The organism is bacterium (genome assembly GCA_036504735.1).
GTDB lineage: Bacteria > Electryoneota > RPQS01 > RPQS01 > RPQS01 > DASXUQ01.
This window is the reverse complement of record DASXUQ010000010.1, coordinates 144,957-166,443: the sequence shown is the minus strand read 5'-3', so window position 1 is coordinate 166,443 and position 21,487 is coordinate 144,957. Positions and strand designations below refer to the sequence as shown.

Annotated in this window: 18 protein-coding genes; 3 read left to right on the top strand and 15 right to left on the bottom strand. The window is 59.3% G+C overall.

The features are described from left to right. Positions 1-107 precede the first annotated feature (107 nt). The 4 genes from VGL38_09955 to VGL38_09940 form a co-directional block, all read right to left on the bottom strand. Positions 108-1,775: a flagellar hook protein FlgE gene (locus tag VGL38_09955; protein HEY3295752.1), complete on the bottom strand. Its 1,668-nt coding sequence runs from the start codon at positions 1,773-1,775 to the stop codon at positions 108-110. A 73-nt stretch (positions 1,776-1,848) separates the two neighbouring features. Continuing rightward, positions 1,849-2,247, bottom strand: a complete 399-nt coding sequence (locus tag VGL38_09950) for a TIGR02530 family flagellar biosynthesis protein (GenBank protein ID HEY3295751.1) — start codon at positions 2,245-2,247, stop codon at positions 1,849-1,851. Positions 2,248-2,249: 2 nt separating this feature from the next. After that, a complete protein-coding gene (locus VGL38_09945) occupies positions 2,250-2,954 on the bottom strand; it encodes a FlgD immunoglobulin-like domain containing protein (protein ID HEY3295750.1) in 705 nt (234 codons plus the stop codon). A 359-nt stretch (positions 2,955-3,313) separates the two neighbouring features. Next, the gene (locus VGL38_09940; protein ID HEY3295749.1) at positions 3,314-4,540 is read right to left on the bottom strand and encodes a flagellar hook-length control protein FliK; all 1,227 of its coding nucleotides are present in this window, start codon (positions 4,538-4,540) and stop codon (positions 3,314-3,316) included. Positions 4,541-4,763: 223 nt separating this feature from the next. Between VGL38_09940 and VGL38_09935 the strand changes: the two genes are divergently transcribed. After that, positions 4,764-5,510, top strand: coding sequence for a hypothetical protein (locus VGL38_09935; GenBank protein HEY3295748.1), 747 nt, complete (start codon positions 4,764-4,766; stop codon positions 5,508-5,510). A gap of 139 nt (positions 5,511-5,649) precedes the next feature. Here VGL38_09935 and VGL38_09930 read toward each other — a convergent pair whose 3' ends face one another. From VGL38_09930 to VGL38_09880, 11 genes are all read right to left on the bottom strand, one after another. Continuing rightward, positions 5,650-6,303, bottom strand: a complete 654-nt coding sequence (locus VGL38_09930; GenBank protein HEY3295747.1) for a hypothetical protein — start codon at positions 6,301-6,303, stop codon at positions 5,650-5,652. Beyond that, a complete protein-coding gene (gene fliJ, locus VGL38_09925) occupies positions 6,294-6,746 on the bottom strand; it encodes a flagellar export protein FliJ (GenBank protein ID HEY3295746.1) in 453 nt (150 codons plus the stop codon). The genes VGL38_09930 and fliJ overlap by 10 nt, the downstream gene beginning before the upstream one ends. Further along, entirely contained in the window at positions 6,743-8,059 is a 1,317-nt protein-coding gene (locus VGL38_09920) for a FliI/YscN family ATPase (protein HEY3295745.1), read from the bottom strand. The genes fliJ and VGL38_09920 overlap by 4 nt, the downstream gene beginning before the upstream one ends. Then, entirely contained in the window at positions 8,056-8,772 is a 717-nt protein-coding gene (locus tag VGL38_09915; GenBank protein ID HEY3295744.1) for a FliH/SctL family protein, read from the bottom strand. Before VGL38_09915 ends, VGL38_09920 begins: the two co-directional genes overlap by 4 nt. A 3-nt stretch (positions 8,773-8,775) precedes the next feature. Continuing rightward, complete coding sequence (gene fliG / locus VGL38_09910; GenBank protein HEY3295743.1) at positions 8,776-9,798, bottom strand: flagellar motor switch protein FliG; 1,023 nt, start codon at positions 9,796-9,798, stop codon at positions 8,776-8,778. Further along, on the bottom strand, positions 9,770-11,461 hold the full coding sequence (fliF, locus tag VGL38_09905; GenBank protein ID HEY3295742.1) for a flagellar basal-body MS-ring/collar protein FliF: 1,692 nt from the start codon (positions 11,459-11,461) through the stop codon (positions 9,770-9,772). Before fliF ends, fliG begins: the two co-directional genes overlap by 29 nt. A 69-nt stretch (positions 11,462-11,530) precedes the next feature. Further along, positions 11,531-11,836, bottom strand: a complete 306-nt coding sequence (gene fliE, locus VGL38_09900; GenBank protein ID HEY3295741.1) for a flagellar hook-basal body complex protein FliE — start codon at positions 11,834-11,836, stop codon at positions 11,531-11,533. A 2-nt stretch (positions 11,837-11,838) separates the two neighbouring features. Then, positions 11,839-12,051: a hypothetical protein gene (locus VGL38_09895; GenBank protein HEY3295740.1), complete on the bottom strand. Its 213-nt coding sequence runs from the start codon at positions 12,049-12,051 to the stop codon at positions 11,839-11,841. After that, the gene (gene flgC / locus VGL38_09890) at positions 12,052-12,546 is read right to left on the bottom strand and encodes a flagellar basal body rod protein FlgC (GenBank protein HEY3295739.1); all 495 of its coding nucleotides are present in this window, start codon (positions 12,544-12,546) and stop codon (positions 12,052-12,054) included. Positions 12,547-13,199: 653 nt separating this feature from the next. Beyond that, entirely contained in the window at positions 13,200-13,793 is a 594-nt protein-coding gene (locus VGL38_09885) for a TetR/AcrR family transcriptional regulator (GenBank protein ID HEY3295738.1), read from the bottom strand. An 811-nt stretch (positions 13,794-14,604) separates the two neighbouring features. Further along, positions 14,605-15,990 carry a sigma-54 dependent transcriptional regulator gene (locus VGL38_09880; GenBank protein HEY3295737.1) on the bottom strand — a complete coding sequence of 462 codons (1,386 nt, stop codon included), beginning with the start codon at positions 15,988-15,990 and terminating at the stop codon, positions 14,605-14,607. A gap of 375 nt (positions 15,991-16,365) precedes the next feature. Between VGL38_09880 and uvrA the strand changes: the two genes are divergently transcribed. Both uvrA and VGL38_09870 read left to right on the top strand, forming a co-directional pair. Then, positions 16,366-19,296 (top strand): excinuclease ABC subunit UvrA, encoded by a 2,931-nt coding sequence (gene uvrA / locus VGL38_09875; protein ID HEY3295736.1) that lies wholly within the window; start codon positions 16,366-16,368, stop codon positions 19,294-19,296. Then, positions 19,293-21,482: a M28 family peptidase gene (locus tag VGL38_09870; protein ID HEY3295735.1), complete on the top strand. Its 2,190-nt coding sequence runs from the start codon at positions 19,293-19,295 to the stop codon at positions 21,480-21,482. The genes uvrA and VGL38_09870 overlap by 4 nt, the downstream gene beginning before the upstream one ends. Positions 21,483-21,487 lie beyond the last annotated feature (5 nt).

The following is a 21,487-nucleotide window of genomic DNA, read 5'->3' as shown; positions in this document are numbered from 1 at the left end:
ACGGCATGAGAGTGTGAGGGCGGAGAGGAGAAGAAAGACGTGAGAACCTGGTGACAGCAGGCAGGCCCGGCGGGGCCGCGTACAGCGGCCCCGCCGGCCTTTGGAGTTTACCGCTTGAGCTGCGTCACTTCGTTCAGCAGTGAGTCTGCAACACTGATCACCCTCGCGCTCGCCTGAAATCCGCGCTGCGCGATAATCATGTCCGTAAATTCTTTGGCCAAGTCCACGTTCGACATTTCCAGATAGCCGGAATAGACCTGGTTCACATTGCCGCTCAGTCCGATCATGGGATCGCCGGAGTTTACTGTCGCCCCATAGACGTTCTGACCGGCGAGCTGCAAGCCCGACGGGTTGGCGAACCGCGCCAGGGCAATCTGGCCCAGAGTCCGCGTGATGCCGTTGGAGTAGCTGCCCGAAATCTTGCCCGTGGTGTCCACCGTAAAGTCCTGCAACACGCCCATGCCGTGGCCGTCCTGGTTCAGCGCGATGGTCGTGCTGGGGGAGGCGAACTGCGTAATGCCGTCGAACGTTCCCACAGTGCCGCCGTTCAGATTGATGACCATGCCCTGCGCTTCCGGCGGCGTAAAGGTCAGCGGGCCGCCTTCGAAAGCCTGCAGCGAACCGTCCGTATTGAAACGCACCTGGCCGGAGCTGCCCGTCAGGCGGTTGTTGATCGAGTCGATGGCGCCGTCATCCACCACCGAGTTCCAGTTCCAGACGTTGGTCTGAGTCACATCCTGCGTAAACGTGAGTTCCACACGATGCTTCTCCCCGCGGCTGTCATACACGTCAATCGAGGTCGAGTGCGTTCCGGTGGAACCGGCCTCGGTGTTGACGAACGTCGGCAGCACCATCGCCGAGGCGGACGCGCCGCCGTCAGTAAACGACATGGAAATCGTCGTCAGACTGGTGCCGCTCAGGTTGTCGCGCAGAATCAGCTTGCCCGAGGCGTCAAGGCTTACGGTGGCGCCGGTCTGCGCGGAGCTGTCATAACCGGCCACGGAATTGATCCGGTTCATCACGTCGCCCAGCGTCACGCCGTCGTTGGTCGCGCCATAGGTGAAGGTCACACTTACCGCCGTACCCGTGCGGTTGGTGCCGGTAATCGTGATGACGTCGCCGTCATCCAGCGGAGCGGTCACCTGATCGAGATTATTGAGCGCCGATGCCGCCGTCGCCGGAACGCCGTCTTCCGCGAACGCGATGGAGGCATTAAAGGTCCGCTTCGTCGAGGCCTTGGCGTCGAGGTTACAGAAGTATTTGATCGACGTTGTCGCGCGGGCCGGGTCCTTCTCGCCGAACGGCAGTTTCAGCGGTTCGACGGTCGAGGAGTTGACCATCACGCCATTCTTGTCGGCCAGTTTGCCCAGCACGTGATACCGGCCGCCCGAGGCCAGCAGATCGCCGTTGGCATCTACCTGAAAACCGCCGGCGCGTGTGTAAAACTTGGAGCTGCCATCGCCCACCACAAAGAAGCCGTCGCCCTGAATCGCCAGGTCCGTCCGGTTTCCGGTGTTTTCGAAATTGCCCTGCTTGAACATGCGGTCGATGGATCCGATGCGCATACCCAGACCGACTTCAATTCCGTTCTTGCCGCCACGATTGTCGGACGGTGCATCCGCGCCCTGCAGCAACTGGGAAAAACCGGTGGCAAACGATACGCGGCTGCCCTTGAAACCGATGGTGTTGACGTTGGCGATGTTGTCGCCGATAACGTCCATCAGGGTCTGGTGATTCGAGAGACCCGAGACGGCACTGAACAAAGATGGCATCATAATGCAATTTCCTCCGCGGGCTTCAGTCGATCCACCCGCTTTGGGCCTCCTACACGAGGTCCGGCCCGTTTAGTTAAACGATGACTGCGCTGTCTATCTGCGTAAAAACATTTCCGTTGGTGGCGGCCCCATCCACGGCGGTAACGACCGTCCGGTTGGGCACGCTGACGATAAACGCGAGATTGTCCATGACGACCAGGGACTCGCGCGCCCCTTTTTGCGCCGCCTGATTGACGCCGTGCTGCAGACGCTCCATCTGCGGCGCGGTGAGGTGAATACTCCGTGTCATCAACCGCGACTGTGCGTGAGCCGAAAACGTCAGCGGCTCGCCCGTGGCCAGTTTGTCGCGGAAAATATCGCCGAACTCCGGCCCTTGCCTGGTCTCGGAGACGCCCGGAGCGGGAGTCCGCCGCGCCGGATCGATTCCCTGCGCTCCCGGCAGCGGCGGCAGCCGTTTGATCGCGTCGATCATCGCTATCCTCTCTTCGACGCGTTATCGCTGCCGGATTCGCTGATCGAAATCACCTGGCCCAGCATCACGGTCATTCCGCCCACGGTCAACACGGCGTTGCCGTTTTCATAGCGCACCGACGACACCCGGCCTTCCACGAAGGTCGATGCCTTTACGTCGGCGCCGTCCGCGCCCTTGGCGCTGATGGTGTAGGTGTAATTGCCTGCCGACACGCGGTGGCCGTTGCTGTCCACGCCGTCCCATTCCACCGTATGGTCGCCCGCAGCTTGGGGATTGACGTTCAGTGTCCGCACCGTTTTTCCGTCACTGTCCTTGATCTCAATCTTAATCTCGGTGGCCGGACTGGGCAGCGTATAGCTCAGTCCTGCGCTGCCCGACGCGCCCAGCGCAACCTGGTCCAGGTCCGCGCGCACCGTCTTGCCGATCAGCGACGACGCCATGGTGTTGTTGAAGGTCTGAGCCAGCAGAATATTCGCTTGCAGCGTCTGGTCCGCCGTCTGCCCCATCTTCTGCAGTTCCTGCAAGGAGCTGAACTGCGCGAGCTGGCTGGCAAATTCCTGTCCCTGCAACGGATTCATCGGATCCTGTGCCTTGAGTTGCGCAGTAAGCATCTGCAGAAAATCCGCCTGCCCCATGGTCTCGGATCGGGAGCCGATCATATCCGCGGGCGGCGTTGCAGAGCCGGAAGTGACAGAATCAACGGGCATGGCGATTAACCCAGGTCAAACAGTTTAAGAAACGGAACGGACGCCTGGTGGCTGTTCAAGTAACGATAAAGTGCGTAGGTGGTCTTTTCCACCGGAACAACGATTCGGCAACGGCGACACGCAAGGCGGTGCTCATGCCGGCCATTCAGATTCCGACCGCTGAAAACGGTTTCGAAATCCTGCGATCCGCACTTGCAGATCAGTTTGGGGGTAAAGCTCTTCTGATTCATGGCACTTAGACTTGGGCAAAGTCCGGGCCAGTCGAAAGCCACCCGTTAACCTTCCCTAAACATTCACTTTAAGTTCTACCACCTAAAAAACAAGGGGCAATTGCCTTGCCCCTCGCGGAAAAACTTGCCTTAGGCAACCCATTCCCTGTCGGCCAAAGCCGGTGCCCGCTGCGGGGCCTCCTCCTCGGTCTCCAGTTCCATATCCATGTTCGTACCCGTAGCCGCTTCGGAATTCGCCTTACGTCCGTGCTGGGAATGCTCGCGCTCTTGCGTCTGCGTGGTCGGCTCATGGCTCATCGCCTCGCCACGGACCTTGACTTCAAACCGCTCCATCTTCAGGCCCAGATCGGCAAAGATCCGCTCCATTGCCGGACGTCCCTCCTCCAGCGCGTCCGCCACGTCCTTTCGCCCGGACTGAATGCGGATTTCCACGTCGGAGTTTTTGGCGCTGATCCGGAAGGCGAGCGGCCCTAAAGCTTCGTGATTCCACTTGAACACCGCTTCCTTCGATCCATCCAGCGTGGTGCGCGTCCCTTGCAGACTCTTACTCACCATCGCCTGCAAGTCCTTGATCTGCTCAAGGGTGAACACCGCACGCGGCAGCGGTGAACTGACGGCGGCATCCCCGGCGACTTCCCGCGCGAATTCCTTGCCCGGAGTTACGGCCTGCGGTGTGCTCTGCGACGGCTCGTCCGTCTTCACATGCGGTACGTCTGCCGGTTTCTCGCTTACGGCGCGAACCGGCTCAGGAGATTGGGTCTGCTTCTGGGATTGATCCGGCGTATGGGAGGAGAAGCCGTTGTCCGCCTTGGCATCGGTGTGCTGCTCCCGCCTGACCATATCTGAAGCCGTTGCCGGCTCGCCGCTCCGCGTGTCAGCGCGCGTTCCGTGCCCTTCCACGGCCTTAACGGCCCCTTGTTGCACAGTATCGGTTGCCGGAGCCCGCGACACGTCCTCCACGTGTAGCGGATGGGCTTCCTTGTGCACCTTCACTCCCCAAAAGGAGCGCGGCATCACGTCGGCGGCTGGCCGCAACGTTTCCCCATCATTCAATCGGTCATCCTTCCGAGAAGGGGTCTCAGTCCCGCCGAGCCGTTCCGATTGAATGGGATCCGTCTTTGCCGGTGCGCTTTGTACCGTCGTTCGCGGTGAAGTCTTCGTCGCGCTCTTTTTGCCCTGCACCGGCGTTGTGGCCTCCTCCATAGGCTTGCTGGGCATGATAATGGGCTGAACCGGCTTTGCCACCTGCACGGGCTGCGCCACCGGTGCCGGCTGCCCCGCTGCCTGCATCGGCTGCGCTGCCGGGACGGCGTGTATGACGGGTGCCGCAGGGGCTGTGCCACGGACGGGCTGCATAGGTGTCGCTGCGATCTTCTCCGCCGGTGTCGTTGGTGCTGCAACACGTATGGGCTGTGCCGCCCGTGTGGCGGCGCGCGTAGGCTTTGCCTCAAGTGGTGCGGCGCGTACAGATTGCAGGGTTGGTACGGTACCCTTCTCGGGTTGCGAAGGTACCGGCGCAGGTGCCGCAACCGCACGAGGCTGTGCCTTGACCGGAACCGGAGCGGCCGCCGGAGTCTTGTTGACCGCAATATGTTTCTGCCAGAAGGTCTGGATCTCCCGCATCGCGTTCGCCATCGGCTGCGAAAACCGCTCTATCGGTTTGCTGAGAGGTTTACTGCCGGGCAATTCAGGCATCCTCGGTACGCTGGCAGAGACGCGCTCCACGGTGACGTTCTTTGGGCTCTCGGCACGCGCCGTGGTTATCGTGCCTTTCGTTTCTACGTCTGCCGGTCTGCTCACGGGTGTTGGAACGGAACCCACTGCCGCCTTTTCCTGTTTCGATACAGGAGCTGAGGTAGCGAAAGTTGGAGGTGAAGCTGGGGATGAAGCTGAAGGTGAAGTTGGCGCAGTCGTCGCCGGCGTGCTGATCGGATCCTTTGCCGCTGTTTGCGCCCGCCTTGCCAAGTCCGGTGCAGGCAACACGCTGTCCCGACGGCCCTCCGGCCGCACGGACGGTGGTACCATCTCCTGCCGGACAGGCTTCACGGTAATCACCGGATTTTCACCCTTCGCCGGCGGCGGACACACAAGCCTGCTCCCGCTTGCCGCGGAAGGCTCGGGCCTGACACTTGCCACCACTGGCCTGGGCTGCGCCGGCAATACCTGCGGCACCATCACGACCATTTGCTCCAACCCGGGTTGCGGTGCCGGTTTATCCTTGCCGGAGACCGCCACGGTCCGCGCCCTCTGCGGCGTCGCCGTTGTCGTCTTTTCCTTGGGCCGTTCATTCGTATCTGCGGTGAGGATTTGCTTCGGCGCGGGATGAACGGTTTTGGGGAGCAATCCTGCCGTGATGTCGCGCAGAATCTGGACAAATCCCTTCGTGGGTTTCTCTGCACTGCTCTGCGCAGGCGCCGCAACAGCGGCCGTCTTCTTTGAGAACAGTTGCCAGAGCGACGTTACTTTCATGGCTTCCCTCGCGTTGCCGTGGCCATCTGAGTCATCCGCAGCGCCACTCGCGCCGCCTGATCCGCAGGCAAGGCCGCCAGCATTTTACCCGCATTGCGGTCCTTCATGATCATCACCAGGGCGACGATCTGCTCCACACTCAATTCCGATGCTATGGAAGCGGCCTCATCGGGTTTGACCGATTCGAGCAGCTTCGCCAACTTGGCCATTTCTTTGCTATCCCCGCCCGTGACCGCCGCTGCAACGCTGCTGCCCGTATCCGCGGTGCCTTCCTTGCTGTCTTTGCTCGCCACCGGCGTGGAATCCACAGAAGACAATTGCTTCTCCCCTTCCGGCGGAGGCGGCAAGGCCTGCGGCGGCTCGCCGGCAAGTGAAGCGGCAACCGGCGCCTGCTCATGGACGGCCTGCGCGCTGTCCTTTGCCGCCGGAGTCGCGCTCGCCGCCGGTTCATGATGAGCTTCGGCGTCCGTCTTGACAGCGTCCGAATGGGTGGTGCTATCGCTTCCGCTCTGGTGCTCGATCTTCGCCGTATCCACACGCGCACCCATTTTCGGCTGCGTCATTCTCAGAAAGAAGAACATGCTTACGTTGATGACGGCAAAACTGGCCACTACGAGTCCCACAAGCTTCACATACTTATTCATTGACATGTCTCCTCCGGCTGGGAATTGCGCGATCCGACTTCGTCGAGCACTTTCGCCTCGTCCAGCAGATTTTCACGCGTCCATTCATCGACCTTCTTCTCACGCAACATTTCCAGAATTCGTGTGTCCCGCCGCGCTTCGGTGTAACGGTGCCGCGCCTGTTCCAGCGCCTGTTCTTGGGTCTGCACCCGGGTCTGCTGAAAGTCCACCACGCGGCCAATCCGCTGCATGTAACGGGTACTGATGCCCTGCGACCACGCAGAGAACGGCTGCTCGCGCACGCTGCGCGTGTCGCGGATCTGCATCTCCCGCTCCGTCTGGAAAAGTTCCAACCGCGCCTGCTCATCCTGCAATTTCTGCTGCTCCCGGCCAAATTCTCCTAAACGCAGCTTCTCGCGGGCTTCCCGCAGCGCCAGCACCTTTTGCAGGCGAAACGTAAACTTCTTCATGCTTTTCCCGTCAACGCGCTTACGGCCTGAATCGTCGCCGGCAGCGGTGCGACCTCATCCATCTTCTGCTTCAGAAATGCGTTGATCAGCGGCATGCGCTCGATGGACCGGTCCACCTCGGGCCGTGATCCCCGCGCATAGGCTCCGATGGAAATCAAATCTTCCGCCTCGGCATACACCGCCATCCACTCCTTCAATTGCCCTGCCGCATCTCCGTGGACCTTGCTCGTCACATCCGGCATCACACGGCTGATGCTCGAAAGCACATCAATCGCCGGATAATGGTGCCGCGCGGCAATTTTCCTCGACAGCACAATGTGGCCGTCAAGAATACTGCGCACCGCATCGGCAACCGGCTCGGTCTGGTCGTCGCCTTCCACCAGCACCGTATACAAACCGGTGACGCTGCCGGTTTCGCCGTTGCCGGCCCGCTCCAGAAGCTTAGGCAGCGTGGCAAATACCGATGGCGGATACCCGCGTGTGGCCGGTGGCTCTCCCAAAGACAATCCCACTTCCCGCAGTGCGTGGCAGACGCGCGTAATGCTGTCGATCAACAGTAACACCCGCAGCCCCTGATCCCGGAAATACTCGGCAATGGTGGTGGCGGTCATCGTCCCCTTCACCCGCAAGAGCGGCCAGCGGTCTGAAGTCTCGGCGACCACCACGGTCTTCTTCATGCCGCCAGGTCCCAGATACTTCTCGATAAAATCCTTGACCTCCCGGCCGCGCTCGCCGATCAGCCCGATCACTACCACGTCCGCTTCGGTAAATTTGGACATCATGCCCAGCAGCACGCTCTTCCCCACTCCGCTCCCGGCAAAGATGCCTACCCGCTGGCCCTCGCCCAAAGTAAGCAACCCGTCAATCGCCCGCACTCCCACCGAGAGCGGCCGCGTGACGCGCCGCCGTTTGAGCGGATGCGGAGCCGCCGCATACAGAGGACGGTAGTCACTGGTCACAATCGGCGCACCGCTGTCTAAAGGCTCGCCCAAACCGTTGATCACCCGTCCCAGCAAGCTTTTGGACACCGGAACCGACAGTGCGCGTCCCTGTGCTTCCACTTCCGCGCCCGGGGCAAGACCATCCAGGTCTTCCAGCGCCATCAGCAGAGTCGTGTGGCCGTTGAACCCCACCACCTCCGCCAGGCGCGTGTGATCGCCGGAGCGGATCGTGCACAGTTCGCCCATCGTGGCCCGTGGTCCCTGGGCTTCAATCACCAATCCCCGCACACGCTGCACCCGCCCCAGTGTGCGGTAGGGCGAGGCCTTCAACAGGGATTTGCGCGACATTTCCAGCAACGTCATAGCGCTCATGCCCGCGCCGCGGCGTTCGGATTCATCTTTGTCCGCAGCGTCGCCAACTGGCTGACAATCCGCGCGTCCAGCACGCCCCGCTCCGTCTCTATGACACAACTGCCTCGGTCCAGTGCCTTGTCCGCACGCAATTCAAGCTTGGCTTGACTGCTGAGCAGCGCTTCAAGGTCCTTCTGCACCGTCTTCAGGTAACCGAAATCCTCCGGATTCACCTTCAGCTCAATCTGGCTGCAATCCAGCACCTGTTCGAGCGCCATGCGCGCAATGTCCGCCACGGCTTCCGGTTTGGTCTCCACTTCATGTCCAAGAATCTTCTCCGCCAGCAGAAAGGCAAGTTCGATGCTGTTCTTCTCTGCCTGGGCCGCCATCTCCAGTTTTTCGGCCTGCACCACCCGCGCGTATTCTGTCAGCAGTTCGAGTCCCCGCTTGAACTCCGCGCCCGCCTCCGAACGCCCCTGCTTCAAGCCCGCCTCGTACTGCTTCTGCGATTCGTGGCGCTGCGCCTCGCTCAGCCGTTGCCGTTCAGCCGCCAGCAACTGCTCGACTCGCGTGTTGAACTCTTGCTCATTGATCCTCTGAACGGCGGCCTGATCCTCATCGGTGATCATGTCACGGTAGTAGTTCGCCGGACGGCGATCAAAGGAACGGAAGGTCGCCGCTTTCAAGTGCGACGCCTCGCGGGCAGGGATAATGCGCTGCTTTTTTGTCTGCATGGACTATTCCACCATCTCTTCGGCCTTCGCGCCGCCGACGATCACCACCTGTCCCGCTTCCTCAAGGTTGCGGATAATATCCACGATGCGCTGCTGGGCGTCTTCCACGTCCTTGAGCCGCACCGGGCCCATGTACTCGATTTCTTCCATGATCATCTGTGACGCGCGCTGCGAAAGATTCGACGTGACACGCCGCTTGACGTCCGGACTGACGTGCTTCAGGGCCAGCGCCAGTTCCTTGTTGTCCACTTCCTTCAGCACACGCTGAATCGAGCGGTCGTCGAGGTTGGTAATATCTTCGAACACGAACATCAAATTCTTGATCCCTGTCGCCAGTTCCGGAGCCTGCTCATTGATCTTCGCCAGAATCGAGCGCTCCGCCGACTGGCCGATCATGTTCAGGATTTCCGCCGCCGCCCGCACACCGCCCAGTTTGCTGGCCGATTGCGAGAAGTCGATCCGTGACTCCAGCACCGCTTCCACCGATGCAATCGTCTCCGGCGCCACGCGCTCCATATTGGCGAAGCGCAGCATCACGTCGGCCTGCAATTCGGGAGGCAGGTCCGCCAGAATCGTCGCGCTCTGGGTCGGGCTGAGCTGCGTCAGCACGAAGGCGATCGTCTGCGGATGCTCCTTCTGGATAAACGCGAGAAGCTGGTTGGCATCCACATTCTTCAGAATGTTGAAACCCTTGACCTTCATCATGCGTTCGATCCGGCGCAGGATTTCCACCGCCTTCTCTTCGCCCAGTGATTTCCTCAGAACCTCTTCCGCGTAGTTCAGTCCGCCCACCGCCACGAAATCCTGAGCCTTCATCATCTGATAGAACTCATCGATCACTTCGTGCACGGTCTCCGAGTCCACGTTCTTGAGGCCCACCACTTCGCGGGTGATTTCCTCAACCTCCTCTTCCTGGAGGCTCTTGTATATCGAGGACGATGCCTCTGAACCGACGGAGATCAGCAGCACAGCGGCCTTTTGAATGGCGGTAAGGCGCCTACCGGGAGAGCTTTTCGGGGGACTCATCTAAAATCCAGCTTCTAAGGATTTGTGTTGCGTTGTCGGGTTTCTGAACAATGTAATCGGTGGTTCGCCGCAGCAGCTCTTGATACTTCAACGTTTCCACGCTGGGTGAGGCGTCTTCGAGCACCACGGTCTGGTTGGGCTGATGGAAGACCACCTTCGTCCCGCCTTCCTCGCCCTTTCCGTTGCCCGTCGCCGCGCGGAGCTGCTGTGCTGCCGCGCTGGCTTCTGCGGCCACGGCCCCCGGAGTTCCCGGAGGCAGCGCCGCCCCGCCTTCAGCCAGCATGTAGGGTGTCTGCCCGGCGGCGAGAGCCATCTGCGCCTGCATGCTTCCCGGAAGCGGCGGGACACTCTTGCCAATGCGGTTGATCAGCGAGCGAATCAGCAGGAACAGGCCAATCAGCGCGATGCCCAGCAGAATCTTCTCAATCAGCTTCGGCCAGGGCGGTATCACCGTACGCTTGGGCGGCGCATTTTCTTCCTGTGCGAAGGGGAAGGAGATCACGGTCAATTCGTCGCCGCGCTTGCGGTCTACGCCAATTGCCGCCGAGATCAGAGAGCGAAACTTCTCGATCTCCTGCGGGCTGCGTTCCACGTAGTCGCGCTGTTCAACCCCCTTGGCGTCCTTCGATACTTTATAGTTTCCATCCACCAGCACGGACGCAGACAGCTTTTCGATGTTGCCGACTTCCGGCACGTACTTTTCAACCGTATGCGGCACCTGATAGTTGGTGACGCTGCGTTCACTGGTCTGATTGCCGGCTCCCGCATCCGCCTTGCCGGAACTCTCCTGCCGCTCTTCGCTCAGGGTCGCCGTGCGGTCAGGATTGTAATCATCCGTAGTCCGTTCCACGCGGTTCCAGTTCAGCTTGGCGGTGACTTTCACCTGCGACTTGCCTGCGCCCAGCGTGTTTTCCAGCAGCGTCATCGCCTTCTGTTCCAATTCCGCTTCCACGCTGTGCTGCACGTCGAGCTGCGTCGAGGACAATCCCGCCATATCGTTGCGCGCGGTCTTGCCCGAAAGCAGCGTCCCCCGGGTATCCACAATCGTAATATTCGCCGCGTCCAGGCCTTCCACCGAATACGCCGTCATGTAGGCGATGCTCTGCGCCTGTTGCGGCGAGAGCGCTGCTCCCGGCTTCAGTTGCAGCACAATCGAGGCTGTCGCGGGCTTCTGGTCCTCTTTGAAGAGCCGGCTGCTCGGCAGCACGAGATGCACACGCGCCGTTTCCACCGCGTCCAGTTCCTGAATCGTCCGCGCCAGTTCGCCTTCCATCGCGCGGTGATAGTTCATCTGCTGCACGAAGTCCGTCATGCCCAGCATCGGCTTGTCGAAAAGTTCGTAGCCGATCTCTCCCGAGCGCGGCAGTCCCTGTCCGGCAAATTCCAGCCGCAGTTCGCTGACCTTCTCCTGCGGGACTTTGATGGTCGAGCCGTCGCTACCGACTTCGTACGGAGTCTTCTTTTCGCGCAGCTTATCGAGGATCTGTCCCGCGTCCTTGCTGTTCAACCCGGTATAAAGCGTCGAGTATACGGGACGCGTGGTATAGGATACCGCGCCCGCGACAATCGCGATCACGACGCCCAGCGCCAGCACAAGTCCCGCGCGCTGCCCCAGGGTCAGCCGCTGCCACAAATCTATAAATGGTCGAAAGAGTGTTGCCATATGGATTTTGTCGTAGGGGCGGGTCTAAGACCCGCCCGCCCTTATCAATGCGTGGTCCTGCGGTCAGGCCTAAACTGAAATGTGCGACAGTTCCTTGTAGCCTTCGAGCAGTTTGTTGCGGATCTCGATCAGCAGCGACAGCGAAATTCCCGCTTCTTCCGAAGCGGCCATCACCTCGTGCACGTCGGTGATCTGCCCGGTGGCAAACTGCAAGGTCTTCTCAGCGGACACGTTCTGCATCTCATTCACGCCGGAGACGAACGACTTCAGCGTCTCGCCGAAGCTCCCGTTCTGCGCCGCCGGAGTCTTCTGCTGCACGTCGGGCAGAGCGGTGGGGAATTTGGGCAGCGCGGGTAAGCGGTCGATGGAAGGCATAATCAGACCCTCAGATCTATGTGTTTCCCGAGTTCGCCTTCAGGATCCCCGCCGAAGGCCGCATCACTCATCCAGCGTTTCTCATCCAGCAGCCGCGCGAGCTTTTCCTGCGCGGTGAGAGTCTCTTCCGGAGCGGGCTTGGCGCTGTGCGCCGGGGTCTTTGCGCCGGCAGGCTGAATAGACGGCATCAAGGGGGGATAACCTTCGATTCTCATTTACAGTTCCAGAGCTTTTTTCATCATTCCCTTGGTCGCGTTGAAGGCCGTAACGTTGGCCTCGAACGCCCGCGACGCGCTGATCAGATCCGTCATCTCTTCGACGATATCCACATTCGGCATTTTCACCACGCCGTTCTCGTCCGCGTCAGGATTGTTCGGATCATACACCTCGCGGAACTGCGACATGTCTTTGCCGACGCTCGCCTTCACTCCGGTGAAGCTGCTCAAAGCCCGTTCCGAGTCTTCGCCCGGCATGTGGCTTTGGTGTTCGCGGGACAGTTTGTTGTTGGAGTGGACTTGCGCGTCAAGGTCGAGCGCGAATTGCCGGTCGCAGGAAAGCGTGGTCTGCTGGCGGCGGTAGGGACCGCCTTCTTTGGTGTGAGTCGTTTCGGCGTTGGCGATGTTCTCGGCGATGGCGTTCATCCGTTTGCGCTGGGCGGTAAGGCCGCTGGCACTGGTGTCCATCCCGGAAAAAAGTGGCGTAATATCCATCCGATATGCTCCTCGCCGTTTTTGGCTCTAAGCATAAACACAATTATCGTGCCTTTGCCACCCGAACTTTAATCCTGAAATCAACCGCCATATAAATCAATTACATAGAGCATGCGCCGCCACCCCCACCTTCTCCCATCGGTACAAATTTCCCGCACCTCAAGGTAAGAAGTTCTTGCCCATCCCCTGCAACATGTCCTGCTCCCTGTCATAACAAACCCGCTATCCTCCGCCGTAACAAAAACAATGCCCGGCGAGAAAGCGCCGGGCATCAAGGAATGCTCTTGATTATTCACTGCTCCCCCTTTCCCTATTTCATGGGGAAACGGGCCGGGGGATGGGGGTCTACCCGCTCACGAACCCATTCCCGTGTAGGGGCGGGTTAAGCAGAAGAATGCCACACCTTAGAGAATGCACCACGCGCAACCCGCCCGCTATGATCCCGGCAATAGGCAACACGGGAGGGTTGCGGCAGACCTTACCCCTCCCCTACACCGGTCAGAGCAAGGGTATCGCCTCCGCCGTAGGGGTTAGGGGGTCTGTGTTCCCCCCACTTTTGTGGGGGGATTCAGGGGGGTGGCCGAAGGGCCATGTCGTGCCCGTCTTCCGTGAACGCGGGGTGGCCGAAACCCCATCTCCTGCCCGTCTTTAATTCAGCCTTTTCTTACATCCCAAAGCAGCGCTCTCTCAATTCTCGCCACCGCCCTTTTCACCTTCGTGTCCCGCAGGATCGCCACGTGGATCATGGCTCCTTCCATCGCGTACATCAGCGCTTCCGCCAGCGCCGCCTTGTTATGCTCCCCCAGCACATTCTCTTCTACACCCCAGGCCAGCGTCTGATGGAGCCAGACAAAGAACCCTGACTTCGCTCCGATGTACCGTGCGCGGCGCTGATCGTCTTCCATGGTATGCAGTCTGTCTAAGAAATAGAACTCCACCAGCCGCGGATTGCGCTCCCAAAAGCTCAGGTAGTCAATCAGAAAGCGGTGCAGCGCAGCGACCGCATCATCCTGCTCATCTGCGCTGCTCATAAACACATCCAGCGGCTCAAACATCCGGTCGCAGACCGAGGACAAAATATCCGCCTTGTCCGGAAAGTACCGGTACATCAGCGCCGGGCTGACCCCCGACCGCTTTGCGATGTCCACAATCACCGCCCCTTCATACCCCTTCTCCAAAAACTCCTTCTCCGCCGCATCCAGCAATTCCCGAATCCGCTCTTCCCCTCGCTTCCATTTCCTCGCCATTATGCCCTCCTTATCCCACTTGCTTGTATGTTCAAATATACAACACACATCCCCCAAAATCAATATGCAACATCCTTCGCACCCTACGTCAGGCCTTGGCAGCCATGTATCCAGCACGGACCCTAGCGGCGGCCTCCGGCCGTCAGCGCCGCCGATCATCGCCGCGCGGGGTGTCCCTACCCCGCGCGCTCCTATTGTCCTACTTCCGGCGGCCTCCCGGCCGCCTCTTTCTCGCCTTCCCCTCACGATCATCCCGCTCCTCCCCACCCGCACCATCCCCTAAACATTGTCATCCAGAAGCCGTCTTCGGCTGAAGGACCTCGGGCGACTTTTATGATGCCACGGGCATCGCCGGAGGGGCGGATCTAAGATCCGCCCACCATCAAAGCAGAGACCCAGATTCCCCCAAATCCCCAACTCCCGCAGATAATTCAATCTGCATCAAATTCAGTCAACATGCAAGACCCATCCGCCCCCGAGTCTCAAGTCTCAAGTCTCTGGTCTCAAGTTTTCCTCAAAACCACCCTTCCAGCTAAAACTCGTCACTCCCCTGCATTTCAAAACTTTACCCCCATCCCGCCCGTCCCCTCCCGCCTGCAAAACTTCTGACACCCGTCACTTTCCCGTCCCACCTCTAACCTCAACCTCCTCAACCCCTTGGATAATCCTTACTACAATGTCCCACAAGTCCACAACCCCACTTCGCACCATTAATCACATTTGCGACCCGAATTCCCATTTGGGCCTTTAAGAGAAAAGGCGCACCCCAAGGCGCGCCCTTTCTCAAGTCTCAAGTCTCGAGTCTCGAGTCTTAGTTCAGATTGATCCCTTCCGCCCGGTACTCCCGCAGTTTGTTGCGGAGCGTCCGGATAGAGATTCCCAGGGCTTCAGCCGTCTTCGTGCGGTTGTTCTCGTTGAACTGCAAGGCCCGGAAAATCGCGGCCTTTTCGATCTCCCGCAGGGTAGCGGCGTCGCCGTCGCTCAGAGTGCCCGGCTGCGCGGAGGTCTGCACCGGCTGATGGTCGAGTTCTCCGAGGAACAGATGCTTGGGGCTAATCAACGGCTCGTTGCACATGATCACCGCGCGCTCCATCTTATGCTGGAGTTCGCGCACGTTGCCCGGCCAGCCGTATTGAATAAGCTGCTCCATGGCATTGTCCTGAATGCCGCGAATGTCCTTGCTGTACTCGCCTGCATAACGCTGCATGAAATGCCCCGCCAAAAGCGGTGTGTCTTCCTTGCGTTCGCGCAGCGGCGGCAGATGAATCGGACAGACATTCAGCCGGTGATATAAATCCTCGCGGAACGTCTTCTCGACAATCTCCTTCTTCAGATCACGGTTGGTGGTGGCCACGATCCGGATGTCGATCTTGATCGTCTCCCGTCCGCCCACCTTCTCGAACTCCCGCTCCTGCAACACCCGCAGCAGCTTGGCCTGCATGCCCACACTCATCTCGCTGATTTCGTCCAAGAGCAGTGTGCCGCCGTTGGCCAGGGCAAAGCGGCCTTCCACGGTCTTGATCGCCCCCGTAAAAGCCCCTTTTTCGTGGCCGAACAGCTCCGATTCCATCAGGGTCTCAGGCATGGCCGCGCAGTTCACCTTGATAAACGGTCCGTTGCGCCGCGGGCTGTTCATGTGAATCTCCCGCGCCACCAGTTCCTTGCCCGTTCCGCTCTCGCCGGTAATCAGCACCGTCGCCTTGGTCGGAGCAATCGCCTGCAACTGTTCGAACACCGAAATCATGCACGGCGCCGCGCCGATAATATGGTCGAACTGGGACTTAGAGCCCAATTCCCGTTTCAGAGTATAGTTCTCGTTGCGCAGTTTGCGGGTCTCAAGGATCTTCTGCACCCGGATCAGCAGGGTCTCCTGCGGAAACGGCTTCTCCAGAAAATCATGTGCCCCGTCCTTGATGGCGGTCACCGCATCGGCAATCGTACCGTAGGCGGTCATCATCACCACGTCCATCGAGGGATAGCGTTCCTTCACCGTCTTCAAAAGCGTCAAGCCCGACATCTTGGGCATCCGCAAATCACTGATCAGAATATCAAAGGGCTCTTCCTTGGCGATGAAATCCAAAGCCGAATGCCCGTCTTCACAAGTCTCAACTACAAAATTACGCCGGCGCAGGGTTTCTGCCACCCAATCACGAATGTGAAACTCATCATCTACTACCAGAATGCGAGCCTTGGCCATATTGCCTCTCCTTATTTCTCAGAGTGCCAATGACAAGAGCAACATGTACTGCAAAAATCAGGACACTTTCTCATGGAAAACGTATAGCGTTTCCATGAGGACTTTAGTTGGGAACTTAACCCTTGTTTACATTGTACTATCTGCCTATGCCTCTGGGGAGGCACGTGTTATGTCAAATAAGTCTATAAACATAAGATTCTGAAAAGATTAGAGCACTCTCTTTTAAGTGGCGCTAATATACGCAATGCTGATTCGATTGTCAAGAAGTTTTTGCCCCGGTAAGGAATGCCACACCAGCGCGATCTTTTTCCGAGCCGTCTTGATTATCTACGGATTTTTTGGTAAATTGATGGGATAAGTAAGGTACAGAAATATATGGAACTACCGCACATACGCATTACTGGGGCTCGCGAGCATAACCTCAAAAACATTGATGTCATTCTTCCCAGAAATAATCTGATCGTCATTACGGGGATTTCGGGATCTGGAAAGTCCTCTCTGGCTTTTGATACCTTGTACGCGGAAGGTCAGCGCCGTTACGTCGAGTCTCTTTCTGCCTACGCCCGGCAATTTTTGGGTCTGATGGAAAAGCCGGACGTGGACTCGATTGAAGGCTTGTCTCCGGCGATCTCCATCCAGCAGAAAGCCGGCGTACGCAATCCACGCTCTACTGTCGGCACCGTTACCGAAATTTACGATTACCTGCGGCTGCTCTTTGCGCGCATCGGACAGCCTCATTGTCCTCAATGTGGCAAGCCCATTCAGCGGCAGAGTGCGCAGGAAATTGTCGATGCCCTTTTGAATCTGCCCAACGGCACCAAGGTCGAACTGCTTTCGCCCGTGGTGTTCGGACGCAAAGGTGAATATAAAGATCTGCTCGAGAACGTGCGCAAGGATGGCTTCGTGCGCGTGCGCGTGGACGGTGTCGTGCGTCCCCTTGATGAAGACATCACTATTGATAAGAAGCGGCGGCACACCATCGAAGTCGTCGTCGACCGTCTGGTGATTAAGGACGGCTTGCGCTCGCGTCTCACCGATTCGGTGGAAACCGCATTGCGCCTGTCCAGTGGAATGCTCACCGCGCTGCTGGACGGCACAAAGGAGCAGGTCTACAGCGAGCGATTCGCCTGCACCGACTGCAATATCTCCATCAGCGAAGTCGAACCGCGCCTTTTCTCCTTCAACAGCCCCTTCGGCGCCTGCCCGACCTGCACAGGTCTGGGCTTCAAGCTGGAAATCGACCCCGACCGCATCGTTCCCAATCCCGATCTTTCCGTGAGCGACGGCGCGATTGCCAGCGTGGGCAATGCCACCGACGGCTGGACATGGGGCATGATTGATGCCGTTGCCGAGACTTACAAGTTCCGCCTTGATGTCCCTTGGCGCAAGATGAAACCCGAAGCGCAGAAGATCCTGCTTTACGGAACCGGCGCCAAAAAGATCGATGTGGTCTACGAATCCGCCACGGCCCGCTTCGAACACAGCGCCCGCTGGGAAGGCATCATTCCCAACCTCATGCGCCGCTACCGCCAGACGTCCTCGACGCAGGTGCGGGAGTGGATCGAAGAGTTTATGGGCAATGTCCCTTGCCCTGACTGCAAAGGCACGCGCCTCAAGCCCGAAGCGCGCGCGGTGCTCATTCAGGATCACAACATTGCGCAGGTGACGGACTTCTCCATTCGCGACGCCTTTGCCTTCTTCAATTCGCTGGCGCTCTCCTCGCGCGATTCCATGATTGCCAAGCAGGTTCTGAAAGAGGTCCGCGCCCGGCTCACCTTTCTGCTGAATGTCGGTCTCGATTACCTGACCTTGAGCCGCGCGGCGGGAACTCTTTCCGGCGGCGAAGCGCAGCGTATTCGTCTCGCCACGCAGATCGGCTCACAATTAACCGGCGTGCTTTACATTCTCGATGAACCGTCCATCGGTCTGCATCAGCGCGACAATGACCGCCTGATCCGTACACTCACTGAGTTGCGCGACATCGGCAACACTGTCGTCGTCGTTGAACATGACCGCGACACTATTCTCGCCGCCGATTACCTTGTAGACCTCGGCCCCGGCGCCGGACGCCACGGCGGTTATCTGGTTGCGGCAGGCACTCCGCAGCAGATCATGACCAAGGGCCAGTCCGTCACCGGCCGGTTCCTTGCGGGCAAGGATGTGATTGAGATTCCGCCCCAGAGACGTGAAGGCACGGGAAACAAGCTCACCATCAAGGGCGCGCGCGGCAACAACCTTAAGAACGTCACCGTCGACTTTCCGCTGGGAACATTTACGGTCGTGACGGGCGTCTCCGGCTCCGGCAAGTCTACACTGGTTAATGAGACCCTCTACCGTGCACTGGCACAGCGCTTCTATTCGGCCAATGAGCCACCGCTTCCCTACAGCGGCATCAGCGGCGTCGAGAACATCGACAAGATCATTGACATCGACCAGTCGCCCATCGGACGCACGCCGCGTTCCAATCCGGCAACATACACCGGCGTCTTTACCCCGATCCGTGATCTCTTCAGCCAGCTTCCCGAAGCCAAGATGCGCGGCTACAAGCCGGGCCGGTTCTCGTTCAATGTGAAGGGTGGACGCTGCGAGAACTGCGAAGGCGACGGCATCATAAAGATCGAGATGCACTTCCTGCCCGATGTCTACGTCCCCTGTGAAGTCTGCCACGGCCAGCGCTACAATCGCGAAACCCTTGAGGTGCGCTACAAAGGCAAGTCCATTGCCGAAGTGCTGGATATGACCGTTGCCGAGGCGCGGGAGTTCTTCGATGCCGTTCCATCCATTTCGCGCAAACTGTCTACACTCGAGGAGGTCGGTCTCGGTTACATTCATCTTGGCCAACAGGCCACTACGCTTTCCGGCGGTGAAGCCCAGAGAGTGAAACTGGCAACGGAACTCTCCCGCCAGTCCACCGGCCAGACCATGTATATTCTCGATGAGCCCACTACCGGTCTGCACTTCGCCGACATCCAGTTGCTGCTCAAGGTGCTGCACACGCTTGTGGAACGCGGCAACACCGTCGTCGTCATCGAGCACAATCTTGATGTCATCAAAACCGCCGATCACTTAATTGATCTCGGTCCCGAAGGCGGCGACGCAGGCGGTCTGATCATCGCCACCGGCACACCGGAAGAGGTCGCTCGCATCAAGGAAAGTCACACCGGACACTATTTGAAACGGCTGTTCGCGGAAAATGGCGGCGTCACTTCCAACGGCAAGAAGCCTGCGCGCGCATCCAATGGCAATTCTGCATCCGAGAGCGATTCGGCCAAGGCAGCTCTGCGGCGAACGAAAGTGCGTTCATGAAGCAACTTCTGGTTCTGTTGGTTGGGATGGTACTTTGGTCCACCGCCGCCCACGCTTTCGATGAGTCGCGGGCGCGCGCCGTCTTGGACACCTTAACGTCCAGAGCCTTTGAAGGCCGCCGCTCCGGCACTCCTGCACAGGCGGAAGCCGAATACTTTCTGGCATTGAGACTCAGCCAGAATCAGGTTTATCCCGGCAATGGAGACAGCTACTTTCAGGATGTCCCACTGCTGGTCACGCAGGAGAAATCCGCCAGCCTGTCGCTCGATCACTCGTACCTGGGCAAGGTGGATTTTCAACTCGGCGCGGATTTTACCGTCATCACTCACAGCGGCTCGGGTAGTGTTTCCGCACCGGTGGTGATCGTCGGCTACGGCTACAACCGTCCGGACAAGAACCGCAACGATTACGATTCGCTGGATGTCTCGCACAAAATCGTTCTGATCATCCGCGACACTCCCGACAGCCCGTACGATTTTTCCTCGGATATCAGCCGCCGCAAGACCATGACGTGGGCCAAGGAGCACGGCGCTGCGGCGATTCTATTCTATCAGGGTGAAAATCCCGTCAACGGCGCGGCCATTCCGGCGGACATTTATGATCCGCATCTTCCCATGATGTTTGTCGGCGACCGCATGCTGCGGCTGCTGCTTGACGGCACCGGCTACTCCGCCGAGACCTACAAGGACAAGCTGAAGAGCGCAGCGCTCCCGCTGGAAACCGGCAAGCGCGTGACCTTATCGGTGCAGGTGCGCAAACTGTCATCCGGTTATGCGCGCAATGTGCTCGGGTTTATCTACGGCTCCGATCCCACGCTACGCCATGAAGTGGTGGTCATTGGCGCGCATGCCGACCACATCGGCACCAACTCTCGTGGCGTGATGTATCCCGGCGCCGATGACAACGGATCCGGCACCGCCATCACCTCCGAACTGGCACGCACCTTTACCGAGCATCCGACCAAGCGCAGCCTTCTGATTCTGCACTTCACAGGAGAAGAGGACGGCCTGCTCGGCTCCGATTACTGGGTGCGCAATCCGACCATCCCCCTCGCCAATTTGGTGGGCATGGTGAATCTCGACATGGAAGGCATGGGCAAGGGCGACGTCGCCATGAACGGCGGCGAGACCTTCGGCAGCAATCTCTGGCAAGAATACACCGCCACGCTGGATTCCGCGAAGCTTTCGCATATCAAGATCCATCGCGAGGACGGCCACGGCGCCAGCGACTATGCCAGTTTCATGCATGCAGGTGTCCCGACGCTGGCCTTCTGGTCGCGCGGACCGCATCCCTTCTATCATCACTATGATGACGAAGCCCGCATGATTTCCGATTCCGCCCTGACCGCCGTCGGCAATCGTGCCGAAGACTTTGTCCGCTTTCTGGGCAATCACCCGGGGCGACTGGCCTCCGACGGTGATTCCCTGCGCATCATGGCGCGGCTCGCGCAGACGGTGGATTTCAACGGCTACCGTCTCGATCCCACGATCACGGTGCCGACCCTGAGCTGCCCCACGGCCCTGTGGCTTTCGGCCAGCGGTCTGAATTTCCCCGAAGCCGTGCGCCGCATCAGCGAGTTGCGCTACTATTGCGATCAGCACGACATCGCCGCCGCCAGTCTCAAAGATGCGTTGCAGGGCGACCGCGCGCTTCGCAAATCGCTTTTCGTGGGCATGGATGCCTATGACCTGAGCGTTCGCAGTGTCGCCGAAGCATCCACTCTCATTCGTCAGGGGCTTTCGGTGGTTACACTTGCTCCCGCCAGCCCGTCCGAGGCGGAGCGACTCGCCGGAAGTCCGATTGACAAGGCGCGCCAGAGTGGCGTCTACGCGCTGGTGCCCTTCGACTTCACCACCCATGACCGCGTCGCCAAGTGGAAGAAGCAGGCCATTGTCCTCAGCACCTTGAAAGACTTCGCCGCCGCTCCCGCCGCCATGCGCGAAGGACTGCTGTCCGGTGATGCATTGGTGGTGCTGGATGTCGGCGCGACGCCGACCAAAGAGCAATTGGATGCCATCCGCCCGGGGCGCGAGCGTAATATCCATCTGAGTTTTGCCGCCTTCCCCGCCGAGTTCCGCGAGGTCCGGGCCTGGCATGCGATGAAGGCGATGTATGATGCGGGACTGAACCGCGATGAAATTCTGCTTCTGACCGGCGGCAATTTGCGCAGATTTTTTGAACTGTAGGACCG

What these genes read in the sequence shown, in the direction of transcription:
- VGL38_09950 (HEY3295751.1), bottom strand. Translation starts at nt 2,247, where the DNA reads ATGATCGACGCGATCAAACGGCTGCCGCCGCTGCCGGGAGCGCAGGGA.
- fliJ (HEY3295746.1), bottom strand. Translation starts at nt 6,746, where the DNA reads ATGAAGAAGTTTACGTTTCGCCTGCAAAAGGTGCTGGCGCTGCGGGAA.
- VGL38_09870 (HEY3295735.1), top strand. Translation starts at nt 19,293, where the DNA reads ATGAAGCAACTTCTGGTTCTGTTGGTTGGGATGGTACTTTGGTCCACC.
- VGL38_09915 (HEY3295744.1), bottom strand. Translation starts at nt 8,772, where the DNA reads ATGCAGACAAAAAAGCAGCGCATTATCCCTGCCCGCGAGGCGTCGCAC.
- VGL38_09880 (HEY3295737.1), bottom strand. Translation starts at nt 15,990, where the DNA reads ATGGCCAAGGCTCGCATTCTGGTAGTAGATGATGAGTTTCACATTCGT.
- uvrA (HEY3295736.1), top strand. Translation starts at nt 16,366, where the DNA reads ATGGAACTACCGCACATACGCATTACTGGGGCTCGCGAGCATAACCTC.
- VGL38_09885 (HEY3295738.1), bottom strand. Translation starts at nt 13,793, where the DNA reads ATGGCGAGGAAATGGAAGCGAGGGGAAGAGCGGATTCGGGAATTGCTG.
- VGL38_09940 (HEY3295749.1), bottom strand. Translation starts at nt 4,540, where the DNA reads ATGCAGCCCGTCCGTGGCACAGCCCCTGCGGCACCCGTCATACACGCC.
- fliG (HEY3295743.1), bottom strand. Translation starts at nt 9,798, where the DNA reads ATGAGTCCCCCGAAAAGCTCTCCCGGTAGGCGCCTTACCGCCATTCAA.
- VGL38_09930 (HEY3295747.1), bottom strand. Translation starts at nt 6,303, where the DNA reads ATGTCAATGAATAAGTATGTGAAGCTTGTGGGACTCGTAGTGGCCAGT.
- VGL38_09945 (HEY3295750.1), bottom strand. Translation starts at nt 2,954, where the DNA reads ATGCCCGTTGATTCTGTCACTTCCGGCTCTGCAACGCCGCCCGCGGAT.
- flgC (HEY3295739.1), bottom strand. Translation starts at nt 12,546, where the DNA reads ATGGATATTACGCCACTTTTTTCCGGGATGGACACCAGTGCCAGCGGC.
- fliF (HEY3295742.1), bottom strand. Translation starts at nt 11,461, where the DNA reads ATGGCAACACTCTTTCGACCATTTATAGATTTGTGGCAGCGGCTGACC.
- fliE (HEY3295741.1), bottom strand. Translation starts at nt 11,836, where the DNA reads ATGCCTTCCATCGACCGCTTACCCGCGCTGCCCAAATTCCCCACCGCT.
- VGL38_09955 (HEY3295752.1), bottom strand. Translation starts at nt 1,775, where the DNA reads ATGATGCCATCTTTGTTCAGTGCCGTCTCGGGTCTCTCGAATCACCAG.
- VGL38_09920 (HEY3295745.1), bottom strand. Translation starts at nt 8,059, where the DNA reads ATGAGCGCTATGACGTTGCTGGAAATGTCGCGCAAATCCCTGTTGAAG.
- VGL38_09895 (HEY3295740.1), bottom strand. Translation starts at nt 12,051, where the DNA reads ATGAGAATCGAAGGTTATCCCCCCTTGATGCCGTCTATTCAGCCTGCC.